General features: G+C 40.7%; 17 protein-coding genes and 1 tRNA gene. 15 read left to right on the forward strand and 3 right to left on the reverse strand.

The genetic code is table 11. The annotated features are described in order from the left end of the window. Window positions 1-13: 13 nt before the first annotated feature. The 3 genes from mltG to AC4CUX_RS13710 all read left to right on the forward strand — a co-directional run bounded on the left by mltG (window position 14) and on the right by AC4CUX_RS13710 (window position 2,119). Window positions 14-1,015, forward strand: a complete 1,002-nt coding sequence (gene mltG / locus AC4CUX_RS13700; RefSeq protein ID WP_373868112.1) for an endolytic transglycosylase MltG — start codon at window positions 14-16, stop codon at window positions 1,013-1,015. Beyond that, complete coding sequence (gene tmk, locus AC4CUX_RS13705; RefSeq protein WP_151836251.1) at window positions 1,016-1,615, forward strand: dTMP kinase; 600 nt, start codon at window positions 1,016-1,018, stop codon at window positions 1,613-1,615. It begins immediately after the preceding gene. 87 nt (window positions 1,616-1,702) lie between these two features. Continuing rightward, window positions 1,703-2,119 (forward strand): PaaI family thioesterase, encoded by a 417-nt coding sequence (locus AC4CUX_RS13710; RefSeq protein ID WP_010326437.1) that lies wholly within the window; start codon window positions 1,703-1,705, stop codon window positions 2,117-2,119. A gap of 54 nt (window positions 2,120-2,173) precedes the next feature. Here AC4CUX_RS13710 and nadB read toward each other — a convergent pair whose 3' ends face one another. Together nadB and AC4CUX_RS13720 are read right to left on the reverse strand one after the other, a co-directional pair. Further along, window positions 2,174-3,808 carry an L-aspartate oxidase gene (gene nadB, locus AC4CUX_RS13715; protein WP_151836250.1) on the reverse strand — a complete coding sequence of 545 codons (1,635 nt, stop codon included), beginning with the start codon at window positions 3,806-3,808 and terminating at the stop codon, window positions 2,174-2,176. A 157-nt stretch (window positions 3,809-3,965) separates the two neighbouring features. Continuing rightward, window positions 3,966-5,056, reverse strand: a protein-coding gene (locus AC4CUX_RS13720) for an IS4-like element ISAba1 family transposase (RefSeq protein ID WP_088631513.1) whose coding sequence is annotated in 2 segments (ribosomal slippage) — window positions 3,966-4,516 and window positions 4,516-5,056 — 1,092 coding nt in all. Because the reading frame shifts where the segments join, the coding sequence is not laid out codon by codon here. A 170-nt stretch (window positions 5,057-5,226) separates the two neighbouring features. Between AC4CUX_RS13720 and AC4CUX_RS13725 the strand changes: the two genes are divergently transcribed. The 11 genes from AC4CUX_RS13725 to AC4CUX_RS13775 all read left to right on the forward strand — a co-directional run bounded on the left by AC4CUX_RS13725 (window position 5,227) and on the right by AC4CUX_RS13775 (window position 14,472). After that, on the forward strand, window positions 5,227-6,606 hold the full coding sequence (locus tag AC4CUX_RS13725; protein ID WP_195728887.1) for a Do family serine endopeptidase: 1,380 nt from the start codon (window positions 5,227-5,229) through the stop codon (window positions 6,604-6,606). Between the two features lie 112 nt (window positions 6,607-6,718). Beyond that, complete coding sequence (locus tag AC4CUX_RS13730) at window positions 6,719-7,195, forward strand: acyl-CoA thioesterase (protein WP_490792458.1); 477 nt, start codon at window positions 6,719-6,721, stop codon at window positions 7,193-7,195. A 145-nt stretch (window positions 7,196-7,340) separates the two neighbouring features. Continuing rightward, window positions 7,341-9,158, forward strand: a complete 1,818-nt coding sequence (gene lepA / locus AC4CUX_RS13735; protein WP_005399692.1) for a translation elongation factor 4 — start codon at window positions 7,341-7,343, stop codon at window positions 9,156-9,158. A gap of 20 nt (window positions 9,159-9,178) precedes the next feature. Beyond that, a complete protein-coding gene (gene lepB, locus AC4CUX_RS13740) occupies window positions 9,179-10,006 on the forward strand; it encodes a signal peptidase I (RefSeq protein ID WP_151837137.1) in 828 nt (275 codons plus the stop codon). 21 nt (window positions 10,007-10,027) lie between these two features. Beyond that, window positions 10,028-10,402 (forward strand): DUF4845 domain-containing protein, encoded by a 375-nt coding sequence (locus tag AC4CUX_RS13745; protein ID WP_151837136.1) that lies wholly within the window; start codon window positions 10,028-10,030, stop codon window positions 10,400-10,402. Further along, on the forward strand, window positions 10,374-11,066 hold the full coding sequence (rnc, locus tag AC4CUX_RS13750) for a ribonuclease III (protein WP_087010951.1): 693 nt from the start codon (window positions 10,374-10,376) through the stop codon (window positions 11,064-11,066). Before AC4CUX_RS13745 ends, rnc begins: the two co-directional genes overlap by 29 nt. A gap of 6 nt (window positions 11,067-11,072) precedes the next feature. After that, window positions 11,073-12,101: a GTPase Era gene (gene era, locus AC4CUX_RS13755; RefSeq protein ID WP_004693663.1), complete on the forward strand. Its 1,029-nt coding sequence runs from the start codon at window positions 11,073-11,075 to the stop codon at window positions 12,099-12,101. Window positions 12,102-12,136: 35 nt separating this feature from the next. After that, on the forward strand, window positions 12,137-12,334 hold the full coding sequence (locus tag AC4CUX_RS13760; RefSeq protein WP_004693662.1) for an NF038104 family lipoprotein: 198 nt from the start codon (window positions 12,137-12,139) through the stop codon (window positions 12,332-12,334). A 10-nt stretch (window positions 12,335-12,344) separates the two neighbouring features. Then, complete coding sequence (recO, locus tag AC4CUX_RS13765; RefSeq protein WP_004980401.1) at window positions 12,345-13,055, forward strand: DNA repair protein RecO; 711 nt, start codon at window positions 12,345-12,347, stop codon at window positions 13,053-13,055. A gap of 13 nt (window positions 13,056-13,068) precedes the next feature. Beyond that, window positions 13,069-13,794 (forward strand): pyridoxine 5'-phosphate synthase, encoded by a 726-nt coding sequence (pdxJ, locus tag AC4CUX_RS13770; protein ID WP_195728888.1) that lies wholly within the window; start codon window positions 13,069-13,071, stop codon window positions 13,792-13,794. A 24-nt stretch (window positions 13,795-13,818) separates the two neighbouring features. Beyond that, a complete protein-coding gene (locus tag AC4CUX_RS13775; protein ID WP_201706340.1) occupies window positions 13,819-14,472 on the forward strand; it encodes a MiaE family protein in 654 nt (217 codons plus the stop codon). Window positions 14,473-15,269: 797 nt separating this feature from the next. Here AC4CUX_RS13775 and AC4CUX_RS13780 read toward each other — a convergent pair. Further along, window positions 15,270-15,345, reverse strand: a tRNA-Asn gene (locus AC4CUX_RS13780). A 251-nt stretch (window positions 15,346-15,596) separates the two neighbouring features. On the opposite strand from AC4CUX_RS13780, the gene AC4CUX_RS13785 reads away from it, so the two are divergent. After that, the gene (locus tag AC4CUX_RS13785) at window positions 15,597-16,055 is read left to right on the forward strand and encodes a hypothetical protein (RefSeq protein ID WP_201706341.1); all 459 of its coding nucleotides are present in this window, start codon (window positions 15,597-15,599) and stop codon (window positions 16,053-16,055) included. Window positions 16,056-16,082: the final 27 nt, after the last annotated feature.

The raw sequence follows: 16,082 nt of genomic DNA on the forward strand, positions 1-16,082 counted from the left end.
ACCCCAACGAAAAATGAAAGGGTTGTTATTGATTGCTGTGAGCATCATTGTTTTATTGATGATTGTACTGTGGTCGAGTTTATTTAAATCTTATCCTGTTGAGGGTAAAAAGCAGTTATTGGCAATTAACTCTGGTGATACCTATTCCGGTTTTATTGACCGCTTAGCCAAAGAAGACATGGCTAGTTTTCCTATTATTTTAAAGCTTTACCAAAAAATATTTATTCATGACACGTTGAAAGCCGGTGTTTATGAAGTGCGTGAAGGTATGAGTATTCGCCAAGTTTTGGATATGATTTCCAATGTCGATAATGCCGAGATGAATCGTATATTGGTGATTGAGGGGACGACCTTTAAACAGTTGATCGAGGCGTTGAAGAAGGATGCATTGGTTAAAAAGGAAGTCTCCAGTTTATCCATGGATCAGCTTTTAAAAGCCTTAGATATTCCGTATACGCATGCTGAAGGGCTTTTTGCCCCCGATACTTACTTCTTCGCCAAAGGGGAGTCAGACAAAAAAATCTTAACGGATTTATACAAACGCCAAATGAAAGCTTTAGATGAAGCGTGGGCAAACCGTGCGGCGAATTTGCCGTATAAAGACAAATACGAAGCCCTGATCATGGCCTCTATTATTGAAAAAGAAACCAATGTTGACCGTGAACTGGAGCAAGTTTCGGGTGTGTTTGCGCGTCGCCTTCAACTTGGCATGCGTTTGCAAACGGATCCGACCGTGATTTATGGCATGGGCGATAAATATACAGGCAATATTACCCGCCAAGACTTGCGTACTCCAACAGCCTATAATACTTATACCATCAATGGCTTACCCCCTACGCCAATTGCTTTACCAAGTAAAAAAGCCATTGAAGCTACCATGCATCCAGACAACAGCAAAAACATCTACTTTGTTGCAACGGGTAATGGTGGGCACACATTTAGTGAGACTTTAGAGCAGCACAACCAAGCTGTAAAAGAATATCTCAGCGTTTTAAAAACCAAGAAGGATGAATAGATGTTTATTAGTTTTGAGGGCACAGAAGGTGTCGGTAAAACCACACTGATTCGCAAAATTTATGAGCATCTAGAACAACAAGGTCAGAGTGTTGTTTTAACGCGTGAGCCAGGTGGTACACCGATGGCTGAGCAAATTCGCTCACTATTATTATCAGTCAATCATGAAGAGTCGATGTCGAATGATACTGAACTGCTGCTGATGTACGCGGCTCGTGCACAGCACTTACAACAAGTGATCATGCCTGCTTTAACGGAACATAAAACCGTATTGTGTGACCGTTTTACCGATGCCAGCTTTGCTTATCAATGTGCAGGACGTGGTTTAAGCCAGTCGAAGCTGCAACTACTGAATGAGAACTTTGTCAGCCATATGCCTGATATTACATTTTGGCTCGATGCCCCGATTGAAACAGGCATGTCTCGTGCGCGGGAACGGGGGGCTTTGGACCGTTTTGAACAAGAAAAAGTCACTTTTTTTGAAAAAGTCAGAGCGGGTTATCAGCAGTTATGGGAGCAGTATCCTGAGCGGGTCAAACGCTTGGATGCAACCCAGTCACCCGAGCAGGTTTTTGCACAAGCGTTGCAATATTTAAACTAAAAATATGCCTGAAATGTTATTTCAGACTGTAGTGAAATGCATTTTTCTTTTATAGTCAGTGACAAAGGACTGTATATTGAAGGAAAAATGAAAAGTAACTTAACTGAGATTGTGGCTTTTTTAGAAAAGGAATTTCCGCAAAGTTTAGAAAAATGTCGTATCGAATCTGTCACTGAGCGTGCAGCAACAGTTGTATATCAGGTCGATGAGCGCGATTTGCGACCGGGTGGAACGGTTTCAGGCCCAACCATGATGACTCTTGCAGACTATGCATTGTATATCGCTATTTTAGGGGAAATTGGGCTGGTCGGTTTAACCGTGACCACCAATTTATCGGTCAATTTTCTAAGTAAACCCGCAGCCTCTACAAATATCCGCGGTGAATGTAAGTTAATGAAAGTTGGCAAAGCATTGGTGGTTGGGGATGTGTGGTTGTATTCAGTGGGTAAGGATGAACCCATTGCACACGTGGTGGGAACTTATTCTATTCCACCCAAATCTTAAAATAATGATCGCATAAAAAAAGCCTGACGAATCAGGCTTTTATTTTTTTTAAAATTAGTTATTCACTAAAGGGGTTTCAACTTTAAAATTTAAAGGGGTGAGTACGGTTTTACGCAGTTCATTCGACAGTTCAGGGTAATCTAAAGTGTAATGCAGACCGCGTGATTCTTTACGCTCCATGGCACAGCGCACGATCATTTCGGAGACTAAAACTAAATTACGTAGTTCAATCAAGTTTTTGCTGACTTGGTAATCTTGATAATACTCGGTAATTTCCCGCTTCAACATTTCAATGCGGTGTAGCGCACGTTCAAGGCGTTTCGTGGTACGTACAATACCGACGTAGTTCCACATGGTTTGACGGAGTTCATCCCAGTTTTGCAAAATCACCACATCTTCATCAGGATTCATCACTTGCGAGTCATCCCAAGACGGAGCAGTTGGGGATTGGTAACCTGAATCAAAACTTTTCTCGATGTGTTCTGCCGCACTCATGCCATAAACAAAACATTCTAACAGTGAGTTGCTGGCCATACGGTTGGCGCCATGCAAACCTGTGTATGAGGTTTCCCCAATCGCATAGAGACCTGCAATGTCAGTTTGACTATGTTCATCAACCACCACACCGCCACAGGTATAGTGCGCAGCAGGAACAACAGGAATCATTTCCTTGGTAATGTCGATGCCGAGTTCGAGTAAGCGTGCGTACAAGGTTGGGAAATGTTCTTTAATAAAACTTTCGGGCTTATGGCTAATGTCGAGCCAAACGTGACGAATACCTAAACGTTTAATTTCATAGTCAATCGCTCGCGCTACAATGTCACGTGGAGCAAGTTCTGCACGTTCATCAAAGCGCAACATAAAGCGTTCGCCATCGGGTAAACGTAAATAAGCACCTTCACCACGCATTGCTTCAGTAATGAGGAAAGAGCGCGCTTGTGGGTGGTATAAACAGGTTGGGTGAAATTGGTTAAATTCCATATTGGCCACGCGGCAACCCGCACGAAACGCCATGGCAATACCATCGCCTGTTGCAATGTCTGGGTTTGAGGTATACAGATAGGCTTTCATGGCACCGCCACACGCCAGCGCGGTGAAGGGCGCTAAAAAGGTATGTACCTTTTCAGTCTTTTCATCGAGTGCATAGAGTCCTAATGCACGATTTTGTTCTTCTAAGCCCAGTTTTTGAGAGGTAATTAAATCGATAGCGATGTAATTTTCAAAAATGGTGATGTTGTCTTTTTCAATCGCACGTTCAACTAAGGTGGTTGAAATGGCACGACCTGTAGCATCTGCGGCATGAATAATACGGCGTTGAGAATGTCCACCTTCACGTGTTAGATGCAATTGTTCTTGATCATCAAGGGTAAACTGCACGCCGTGTTTTAGTAGAAAATCAACAGAAGGTTTACCGCCTTCAACGGTTTGCTTTACGGCTTCGGTCTCACACAAGTGAGCACCAGCAATCATTGTGTCATCAATGTGCTGTTCGATGGAATCCGTTTCATCTAAAACAGCGGCAACGCCACCTTGCGCATAGAAGGTACTGGCATCGGTCAGATTTGATTTTGCAAGAACAGCAATATTGAAATGTTGAGGCAACGATAAGGCTAAGCTCAGGCCTGCACCGCCACTTCCCACAATAATCACATCAAAATGATGTGTTGTGTTTAAATTAGACATGTCCATCAGCTAATTTGGAAAAAGTTCGCTAATGACAGCGCTTTTTTCACGAAAAGGCAAGGGTAAAATCTCTACAATTGATGGAAAATATAAATAAAGAACGTATTTTTTAAGCAAATTTTAAGCTCTTGTTTATACAAACATACTCTGTACACGACAAATTTCACAGAACCCTTATCCTATCAGGGTTCTGCCTTCTTAAAATTGCCAAAATTTCCTTAAACTCTTCTTTTTTCCCAAAACCAATTAAACGCTGAATCGCCATTTGAACATAGTCTAAACCATAGCGAAATAAACTCATTGAGAGTCGTCCATGCTTCTTTATTTTTATCACTTTTTTTTGATCATGTTGCCATTCACCCGTTAAGTAACACCAACAGAAGCTTATAGCTAACACCGCAATCAATTTTTTCACTCGTCTAGGGTCTGTCAAGCGCGTATTTTCAAGATTAAACCCGCGTCCTTTGAGACAACTGAATAAGGTTTCAATTTCCCAGCGTAATGCATAATCCTGAATAGCATTGGCATTAAACTGAGGAGAAACGACGAGTAAAAGCTCTCCATTTTCTAACTGTAGTGCACTTATATATAGTTTCACCCGACCAACCAAAATCCGTCGTTTACGACATTCAATTTGACCAACTTTAAGATGGCGAAATAAATCACTAATTTTATGATTCTTTCCTAAATGATTGGTGACAATGAAGTTTTTTTAACACGAATGCAGAAGTTGATGTCTTGTTCAATTAACCATGTAAACCACTGCTCACCGATAAACTCTCTGTCTGCGAACACATTCACAATACGGTCTTTACCAAAAATGGCTATAAAGCGTTGAATCAAAGCAATGCGCTCTTTCGTATCTGAATTTCCACGTTTATTAAGCAATGTCCAAAGGATAGGTATCGCTATTCCACGATAAACGATTGCGAGCATCAGGATATTAATATTTCGTTTTCCCCATTTCCAATTGGTTCTATCTAAAGTCAGTTGCACTTGGTCGAATGAAAACATATTGAAAATCAACTGAGAAATTTGACGATAATCAAAATACTGACCTGCAAAGAAGCGCTGCATACGTCGATAAAATGATTGTGGTAAGCACTTGATGGGCAAGGCTTTAGATGCAGAAGAAAGATTACATGTTTGCTTTAAAATAATCACAAGCATGATGAGCGCAAAGCACTTTAAATGTGACTTGTTCCATTTTAGATATTTGTTTAAGATAAGATATAACTCATTGAGATGTGTCATAGTATTCGTCGTTAGAAAACAATTATTATGACATTATTTCAATGAGTTATCTATTTTTGTCGTGTACAGAGACAAACATAATAGAACATATTATTACCCAAGATAGACAAAGATTATGCTAAAAACGCTAATACATAAATTGATAACAAACATATAGGTCAATACTTGATATGAAAAGTCGCTCGATACAAACTGGTTTTTTTGCTGTTGCATGCACAATGGCTGCGGTGCAAACACAAGCAGCACCTGTTGATTTCTCAAACTTAGTTGAGCAAGTCAGCCCTGCTGTAGTTAGTGTAAATGTGGTTAAAAAGATGACTCAAGAAGAGTTACTGCAGCAGCAAATACCTGAGATTTTGAAGCGTTTTTTTGGTAATCAAGTCATTATTCCGCAGCAGCAAGCGCCGCAAGAAAAAACGGCTTATGGCAGCGCATTTTTTATTAGTAAAGATGGGTATTTACTGACAAACCACCACGTCGTAGAAGATGCATCTAAAGTCACGATTATGTTTAATGACCGTCGTGAACTGGATGCGACCGTGGTGGGGAGTGATGAACGAACTGATGTGGCCTTGCTTAAAGTAAATGGTACAAATTTTCCATCACTCCGTGCAGGCAATGTTGATCAACTACGTGTAGGCGAACCTGTGCTTGCGATCGGTTCACCGTTTGGTTTCGATTACTCGGCTTCAGCGGGAATCGTGAGTGCGAAAATGCGTAATATGATGGGGGAGACATCAGTACCCTTTATTCAAACCGATGTGGCTCTCAACCCAGGAAATTCAGGTGGCCCGCTATTCAATCAGCAGGGTGAAGTGGTTGGGGTGAACTCGCGTATCTTCAGTGGTACGGGTGGCTATATGGGGCTGTCTTTCTCGATTCCAATTGATGTCGCAATGGATATTGCTGACCAACTTAAGAAAACAGGTAAAGTTACGCGCTCTTATTTAGGCTTCAATCTACAAGATCTAGACCGCAATTTGGCAGAGTCTTATAATTTGCCAAAACCTGAAGGTTCATTGATTACCAATGTTCAGCCAAATTCACCTGCACAGAAAGCTGGGCTAAAAGCAGGCGATATTATTTTAAAATTCAATGGAACGCCGATTTCACGGACCTCTGAGTTATTGAACTATTTAAATCGTACTATGCCAAATCAAACGGTACAGCTTGAAGTACTGCGTGATGATAAAAAGCGTAATATATCGGCAACATTAACCACAGCACCTGATGATACACCTCCAAAATCAGATACAGTCACACAAAGTAAAGGGCCTGTGTTAGGTATTGCTATCCGAAATTTAGCACCTGCTGAATTGTCACAGCTCAATGTGAAAGGTGGTGTGTTAATTCAAGAAGTGAAACGTGGTGGCGCAGCAGCACAGTCAGGCATGGCGGCTGGTGATGTGGTCACTCACATTAATAATAAAGTCGTAAAAGACACGAATGATTTTGTCCAAGCGGCATCTGAGTTGAAAAAAGGTCAGGTTGCCCGCGTTGGAATCATCCGACAAGGCACACCGGCCATTTTAGGGATGCGCATCCAATAAGCGAAAAAAAGCCACTCTTCGGAGTGGTTTTTTATTTTTTGCAATTTGATGATGTCTGTTATTTGCGTACACTGCCATCTTCATAAGGATATTTAGATTAAATAGAGTGTTTATGAGTAGTATTTTTGACTTAAGACTTCAGGTACAAGCAGAACATATCGACCAGTTAGGCCATGTGAATAATGTGGTTTATATGCATTGGATGCAGGATGTCGCAACAGCACATATTGATGCATTGGGTTTAGGCTTAAAAGAATATATCGAGTTAAAACATGCCATGGTTGCAGTTGAGCATCATGTGCAGTACCGAAAAGCTGCATTTGAAGAGGATGAAATAATCTTACGTACATGGTTTGATGATATAATCGCATTATATTCATCACGCCAATATGTGTTTTATAGACCCAAAGACAATAGTATTTTATTTGTTGCACAAACCAAGTGGGCTTGCGTAGAGATTGAAACAGGACGTGCGAAACGTATGTCACCCAGTTTTACCCAGGCTTACCAACCGCTTGCAAAAGATGTGAATGCTCTAGATTTTTCAATGGATTATTCAAAAAGCCCAGTGAAAAGCGAAAACACGTAAAAAAGCGTCAGAGTTGTGAAAAGGAAGCGTATTAATATGGATACTTTAAAAAAACCATCTGTTATAATCCTTCGCAATTTCTATTCGGCTTTTGTTGTGCATCGAAATTTGTCTGCATAACGCTTCATTTTGTTCAAGGTAGCCCATGGCGCAAGCTAAAAAATCTGTTGATATTAAAAATATCCGTAATTTCAGTATTATTGCTCACATTGACCACGGGAAGTCAACGCTCGCTGACCGCTTTATTCAAACCTGTGGTGGTTTGCAAGATCGTGAAATGCAAGCTCAAGTACTTGACTCCATGGAACTTGAACGTGAGCGTGGTATTACCATTAAAGCTGCGTCGGTTACTTTGTATTACACTCATCCAAATGGTCAAGAGTATCAATTGAACTTTATTGATACACCAGGGCACGTCGACTTTTCATATGAAGTGTCACGCTCATTGGCTGCTTGTGAAGGTGCATTGTTGGTTGTAGATGCAGCGCAAGGCGTGGAAGCACAGTCAGTTGCGAACTGTTATACCGCAATTGAGCAAGGTCTTGAAGTTCTACCAGTGCTCAACAAAATTGATTTACCGCAGGCTGAGCCTGAACGTGTGATTCAAGAAATTGAAGACATCATTGGTATTGAGGCAACTGAAGCACCGACCTGTTCGGCAAAAACAGGTCTTGGGATTGATAGCGTTTTAGAAACCCTTGTTAATGTCATTCCTGCACCTACTGGTGATCGTAATGCGCCATTACAAGCTTTAATTATCGACTCTTGGTTTGATAACTACTTAGGCGTGGTTTCTTTGGTGCGCGTGAAAGAAGGTCGTGTGCGTAAGGGCGACAAGATGTTGATGAAATCAACAGGCCAAACGCACATCATTACTTCTGTGGGTATTTTCAATCCTAAGCATACTGAGACAGACATCCTTGAAGCGGGTGAAGTTGGTTTCGTAATTGCAGGGATTAAAGATATTTTTGGTGCTCCAGTGGGTGATACGATTACCCTTGCCAACACACCAGAAGTCAAAACCTTGCCAGGCTTTAAAAAAGTGAAGCCGCAGGTTTATGCAGGTTTGTTCCCAATTGATTCCAGTGAATTTGAACCGTTCCGTGAAGCTTTGCATAAACTTCAGATCAATGACTCGGCGTTATTCTTTGAACCTGAAAGCTCAGATGCTTTAGGTTTTGGTTTCCGTTGTGGCTTCTTAGGCATGCTACATATGGAAATCGTGCAAGAGCGTTTAGAGCGTGAGTATGATTTAGACCTCATTTCATCTGCACCGACTGTGATTTATGAAGCGGTGATGAAGAATGGTGAAACGATTTATATCGATAGCCCATCTAAAATGCCAGATGGTTCAACGGTCGAAGACTTACGTGAGCCGATTGCTGAGTGCCATATCCTTGTACCGCAAGAGTATTTGGGTAATGTCATGACTTTATGTGTGGAACGCCGTGGTGTTCAAAAAGACATGAAGTTTATGGCGAACCAAGTTTCAATTACCTTTGAAATTCCAATGGCGGAAGTGGTGATGGACTTCTTTGATAAATTGAAGTCGTGTTCACGTGGTTTTGCGTCGCTCGATTATAACTTTGTACGCTTTGAGAGTTCATCATTGGTAAAAGTCGATGTATTGATCAATGGCGATAAAGTAGACGCCTTGGCAATGATTTGTCACCGTCAAGATGCGCGTCACCGAGGTATTGCATTGGTTGAAAAAATGAAAGATTTGATTCCACGTCAAATGTTTGATGTGGCAATTCAAGCAGCCATTGGCGCACAAATTATTGCTCGTTCAACCGTAAAGGCAATGCGTAAAAACGTATTGGCGAAATGTTATGGTGGCGACGTTTCTCGTAAGAAGAAACTGCTATCGAAGCAAAAAGAAGGTAAAAAACGCATGAAGCAAGTGGGAAGTGTAGAAATCCCACAAGAAGCGTTCTTGGCTGTGTTGAAAGTAGAAAGATAAAAAGGTAGGAATATAAGCCCATGGATTTTGATTTTAATTTGATACTTGTTCCTGTCACACTGATTTTCTTTTTGGTGTGGTTGCTCGATAAGTTTGTATTTAAACAACGAGCGACGAAAGGTAAGGGAAATGAAAATTTTGTCATTACGTGGGCTTATGATTTCTGGCCAGTCCTTGCGATTGTTCTATGCTTACGTTCATTCTTTTATGAACCTTTTAATATTCCTTCGGACTCGATGGTGCCGACATTAGAAACTGGTGACTTCATCTTGGTCAACAAGTTTGACTATGGTGTGCGCCTGCCGATTGTGAATAAAAAAGTGATTGATGTGGGTGAGCCTGAGCGTGGCGATGTGATAGTCTTCCGTTATCCACCGCAACCGACGATCAGCTATATCAAACGTGTGGTTGGTATTCCTGGCGATCACATTGTTTTTGATCATGGCCAATTAACCATTAATGGTCAAAAAATTGCTAAAGTGCCTGTTGAATTTAGCCGTGAAAAAGACAGTTTAGATACGCCTACTTCGATATATCATAAAGAAACCATTGGCAAGCATACCTTTACCATGCGTGAGTTAGAGGGTGTTAATGTTGCACGCCAAGCACCGTATATTAACTTTGTAGAAAATGGTAAATACTCTGCTGAAAATGGTTTATATTGGGAAGTGAAAGTAAAAGAAGGTGAGTACTTTGCGATGGGGGATAATCGCGACCAAAGTGCTGACAGTCGTTTCTGGGGAATGGTTCCTGAACAGAACCTAACAGGTCGTGCATTTTATATTTGGATGCATAAAGAGCCTGGCTTTAAGTTGCCGTCATTTAACCGTAACGGTAGCATTGACTAATATCGATTCGGAAAATAAAAAATGCGCAAGAATCAACAAGGGGCATCTTATATCGCCATTTTATTTGCAATCATGGGGTTTGCATTTATGGCGAAAGTGGCGATTGCAGTTTGGGCTCCTTATTTTGATGATCGGATGATCAATAGCCAAATTGAGGAAGTTATTCAAAATAGCCCGAAAAATATTCAGCCCGCGGAGTTCGAAAGTAAACTTTCGCAACGTCTAGATATGAATGGTATTCGTGATGTGAAGATTAAAGAAATTATGCAAGTCACTAATACCGAAGGGTTGCAGGTGAAAAAGGAGTATGAGGTAAGAAAACCATTCTTGCTGAATATAGATTTAGTATTAAAGTTCGAGAAAAGTTTTGATCAAAGCTCAGTCCAAGCTAAGTGAAGCCCGCTTAGCGAGCCGTATCGGTTATCAGTTTAAACAACCTGAGTTACTTCAGCTTGCACTGACCCACCGATCGGTGAGCCACAAATACAACTATGAGCGCCTAGAGTTTCTAGGCGATTCTTTGTTAGGGATGATTATTGCAAATTATCTCTATAAAGCTTATCCAACTGAGAACGAAGGCCGTTTGACGCGTATGCGTGCAACCTTGGTTCGTCAGGAAGCTTTAGGTAAAATTGCAAATGATTTAAAACTGAGCCAGTCATTAATTTTAAGTACAGGCGAGTTAAAATCAGGTGGACATCATCGCGAGTCCATCCTTGCGGATACGGTTGAATCGATTATTGGTGCAATCTATGTGGATTGTAGTGATTTAACGGTGTTGGAACCGATTGTGTTAAAATGGTACGAGCCATATTTGGATCATATCGAGCCAACCGATCAACTTAAAGATCCTAAATCTCGTTTACAAGAATATCTTCAGGCACGAAAAAAAGCTCTCCCAGTTTATGATGTGGTCGATATTCAAGGTGATGCACCCAATCAGCATTTCAGGGTGGAATGTAAAGTGGATGGGTTGTCTGTTGTAAATGGTGAGGGCACCAGTCGCCGTTTTGCTGAACAAGCTGCTGCGGCGGATATTTTAAAACTTTTGGAGCAGTAATCTGCCATGTCAAATTCTTCCGATCACATCGATGCTGATCACGAGTCGCAAAGCGACAGTAATGATTTAATTAGCCAGTTTTTTAGCGAACAAGGCACAGAAATCCCAACAGATTTTCGTAGCGGCTTTGTGGCAATTGTCGGTCGTCCAAACGTAGGCAAGTCTACGTTGATGAACCATTTGTTGGGTCAAAAATTATCGATTACTTCACGTAAACCACAAACCACACGTCATAAAATTGTGGGAATTGATTCACGTGCAAAATCTCAAGCGGTATTTGTGGATACACCAGGGATGCATAAAAAAGAAGTACGCGCCATCAATAAAATGATGAACCGTGCTGCGTCTTCTGCATTGCGTGATGTCAACTTGGTATTGTTTGTTCTAGATGCAGACAAGTGGACTCAAAACGATGAGCTCGTTTTGGAAAAACTCAAAAATGCTGAGATGCCGGTGATTCTGGTGATCAATAAAATTGATACACTTGAAAATAAAAACCATGCATTACCCTTGATTCAAGAACGTGCAAAATTAATGAATTTTGCTGAGATTGTTCCTGTTTCTGCACTACGTGGTGCAAACTTAGACCATCTGCGCGATACCATTGAAAAATATTTACCTTTCCAGCCACCGATGTATTCATTGGATCAGCTGACAGATCGTTCTGAACGTTTCTTGGCATCAGAAATTATCCGTGAAAAGATTATGCGTCAGTTAGGTGAGGAGCTACCTTATGATTTAACCGTGCAAATTGAGTCGTTTAAGACTGAAGAAGCAACGGTAAATGAAAAAACAGGTCGTCCAAAACCAGCGTGTACGTATATTGATGCAACGATTTTTGTAGACCGTCCAGGCCAAAAAGCGATTGTGATTGGTGAAAAAGGCGCTAAGCTTAAGAAAATCGGTATGGATGCCCGTATCGATATGGAAAAAATGTTTGAACAAAAGATCATGCTGACCCTTTGGGTTAAAGTGAAAGGCGGTTGGTCTGATGATGAACGTGCATTGAAAAGCTTAGGTTATAGCGATATCTAAGTTTTAAGAAAACAAATTTTTATAGGGATGGTGTTATGGTCAAAGTGTTCGCAGTAATGGCTTGTATGTTGTTTTTGCAAGGTTGTATACACAAGATTGTCACCGTTCCTGTAAAGATTGCGTATAAAACCACAAAAGGTGTGGTGAAAGGAACCGCAGCTGTGGTTGGTGCTGTTATCCCAGATGGGGATGATGAAGACAGTGAACAGAATGATAAAGATAAAAAAGATTAGTTAATTTCTCATGCGCAATGAAGTACTGCATGGTTATTTAATTCACCATAGAAAATACCGTGAACGTAGTCATATTGTGCATTTATTTACCCAAGAGCATGGGCGAGTTGATGGTATTTTAAGACAAACTCCGCCGCCACAATATCAGCCGATTTGTTTACAAGCTTCGGGCAAATCTGAGCTCAAAAATTTTACAAAACTTGAAATTGTCAATCAGCCGATTTTTTTCTTCGGGGATGCTTTTTTTTCAGGTTTTTATCTCAATGAGATCCTACTCAGGCTGTGTCCTCTCGAAGTACAAATGGAGCAAAGTTTTGCTCAATATGCGCATACGCTAACGCAATTACAACAACTGGCGCAGCAAGCCGATCCTAATCAGTTTTTAAAACAAATTCTAAGACAGTTTGAGCATGAACTGCTGGAAGATTTAGGTTATGCCTTAGATTTTTCGACCGATGCCAATCAACTAGAAATTCAAGCATCACTCAACTATATATTCCAGCTGAATGAAGGCTTTATTCCTACTGCACAAGCTTCGCGAGCGACCTTAAATGGACAGCAAATTTTAAGCATGTGCCAATATGAAAAGGGTAGGGATTTTGGTTTGGAACAGTTACAATTGCTGACCAAGTTGTATCGACAAATGATCAGTTCATTGTTGGGCGATCGCCCGTTAAAAAGTCGTCAGTTGTGGATTCAGAACACTCAAACTCAATCGTAATTAGGAAATGAATATGGCTGCATTACTTGGTGTAAATATTGACCACGTGGCAACTTTACGACAAGCGCGTGGGACTTCTTATCCTGATCCAGTCAATGCAGCACTGATCTGTGAGCAAGCAGGGGCGGAAGGGATTACCTTGCATTTACGTGAAGACCGTCGTCATATTCAGGACGATGATGTGCGTCGTATGCGTCCAGCACTAAAAACACGTATGAATTTGGAACTTGCAGTTACAGATGAAATGATTGCATTTGCCAAAGAAATTAAACCGCACCATGTGTGTTTCGTTCCTGAAAAGCGCCAAGAAGTGACGACCGAAGGTGGTTTGGATGTGGTTGGACATTTTGACGATGTCAAAGCAGCAACTCATGCCCTGTCTGAGATTGGCTGTGATGTGTCATTGTTTATTGATGCTGACTTTGCACAAATTGATGCAGCAGTTGCTTGTGGTGCACCAACCATTGAAATTCATACAGGCGCTTATGCTGATGCAGAAACACCAGAAGCTCAACAACACGAGCTTGAACGTATTGTAAAAGGTGCTGAATATGCAGCATCGAAAGGGTTAGTAGTCAATGCTGGGCATGGACTCAACCTTGAAAATGTGACGCCAATTGCGCAAATTCCACAGATTCATGAATTAAACATCGGTCATTCACTGATTGCCGATGCTATTTTTGTCGGCTTAGAACAAGCTGTACGCGAAATGAAAGCAGTGATTAAAGCTGCACGTTAATTTTAAAGTTTTTAAGATTTGAATATGTCGAATATCGATTATGATGAACTCATGAAGCCCGTCATGGACTTCTTGGGTTGTGAAACACCTAAAGCTTGGTTGACTGAAGCACTGAATAATCTTGATGTGCTGATGCAAGACCACGCGAATTGTGAGAAGAAAGCTGCAGGTACAGCAATGAACCTGATGTTTCGCTATAGTTTTTTTACCGATTTGCAAGTCAAGCTTGCACAACTGGTTCGTGAAGAAATGCTGCATTATGAGCAAGTGCTTGAATTTATGAAAAAGCGCGGGCTAGAGTGGAGCAATCTGAGTGCTGGGCGCTATGCGGGTGGTTTACGTAAAGAAGTGCGGACTTATGAGCCCGAGGCTTTAATTGATATTTTAATCATTGGTGCCTTTGTCGAAGCACGTTCATGTGAGCGTTTCTACGCGTTAGCACCTTTGGTGGATGAAGAATTAGGTCGTTACTATCGCTACTTGCTAAAGTCTGAATCACGCCATTATGAAGACTACTTGGCTTTGGCTTTAGAGGTTGCGCAAACGGGGAAATTGAAAAATCCGAAAGAAGATATTCAAGCCCGTATTGATCATATCCGTAATGTCGAAAAAGAGCTAATTAGTACATCTGATGATGTGTTCCGTTTCCATAGTGGTGTGCCTGTGGAAGCGGCTTAGGAATAAAGTGGGTGAATGCTACAGTTTATGCAGATTTTCAGTGTAGATGGTCCTGACTCATTAAAAAGCCCAATCTTTATCGATTGGGCTTTTTTATTAAAGAAGGGTAGATATGATGTATTGAGAGCTGTAATTTCTTTCAATAAAATCGCGAAATATGAGTCAGTGGAATGAGTTATTTGAGTAGGTGTGCTTAGAATTTTGACGATGATTTATTGTACTTTTTTATATCTTCAATGTTCCACCATTGCACGTCATGAAAAATTGTTGCATCAGAAAGAGTATTTCGCAAAGTCTCAGAGACATGACTTAATTGGGTTGAAAGATCTAATTTCTTAAAAAAATATTTTTTAATGATTGGTTGTGATGGGTGAATAAAAATTAAAAATAAGTTGTCATTTTTCTCATAACGATTACATCTAATAAAGTGGGATGACTAAAACTAAGTAAGTATCCTCAATCTTCATTGTGAATTGTAGAGATTTCGAGTTGTTGTTGATTGAGTTGTTTAGCAAGATGTTGGGCTAAAAATTCACCAAAAATTTGCTCCTCTCATTTTTTCATTTCAATTGCTGTGATCGGGAAGTGATCTGAACGAACATCCATATGTATTTTAAATATGCTCATGATTTTTCTTGTGAATCATTTTTTAGTGTTTCTAAGATAAGTTATTTTTCGAGAATGCTTTAGTTCTGGCTTTCTGTTGGGTTTAGCTGGAAGATTTACATCTTAAGCAGCGAAACTTTTAAGACGTAGAAAAGAAGAAAGCCCACAACATATAGTGGGCTTCTTGAATTTGGCTCTCCAACCTGGGCTCGAACCAGGGACCTGCGGATTAACAGTCCGTCGCTCTACCGACTGAGCTATTGGAGAATCTGCATGCGATTATAAGGACATTTCATAGTGGGTCAAGTCTAAAATGTCATGTTGCTGTCATTTTTATATTGGATGCTCTTTATTTGAACAAAAAAAATCATTTTCAAAAAAATCGTATTGAAGTGCTTGCAATGTTGAAAAGTCGTTGATAGTCTGATTTCAACAACAGAGCGTTTAAGTGAAAACTTAAACAGTGTGGATTTATAACCAACTTGCCAGCACTAAAATGGCTAAACAGGAGAAAGCGAATGAATACGCTTACCATTTCCGATATTTTTGCAAACCTAGCTGATTATCAAGATCAGTATCTCTTTATTATTTCAAACCCTGAACAATACTATACCCCTGTAGAGTCAGCCTATATTGATGTTTGGCCAGTCGGTTGTACAGACTTGTATTTGGGTGATTTATTACAACTTTGGTTTAGTGAGCGTTGGCTGGTCAACAGTCCTTGTCAGTTGCTTTCAACACAGTCGACGACTACTCTTAAAAAGGCTGTGCAGCGAGAACATGATCTGTATTTGTATCAGTTGTCAGGCAGTGCTTTATCAGGCAGTAATCGTTCAAAAGTCTGGTCTGCTGCTGAAGACAAAAGCTTAGACGTAAGTTTAGACAGCGCGTTTAAATACTATTGTATTTATAAAGGAGCTGAGCGTCCTGATGCCTCAAAATTGCAGACGCTGAAGACGTTTAAAACCGCAATTTGATCTGTCGTGCTGCATTAAAGTTTTCTT

It is taken from the genome of Acinetobacter sp. 231_lipA, from assembly GCF_058243005.1.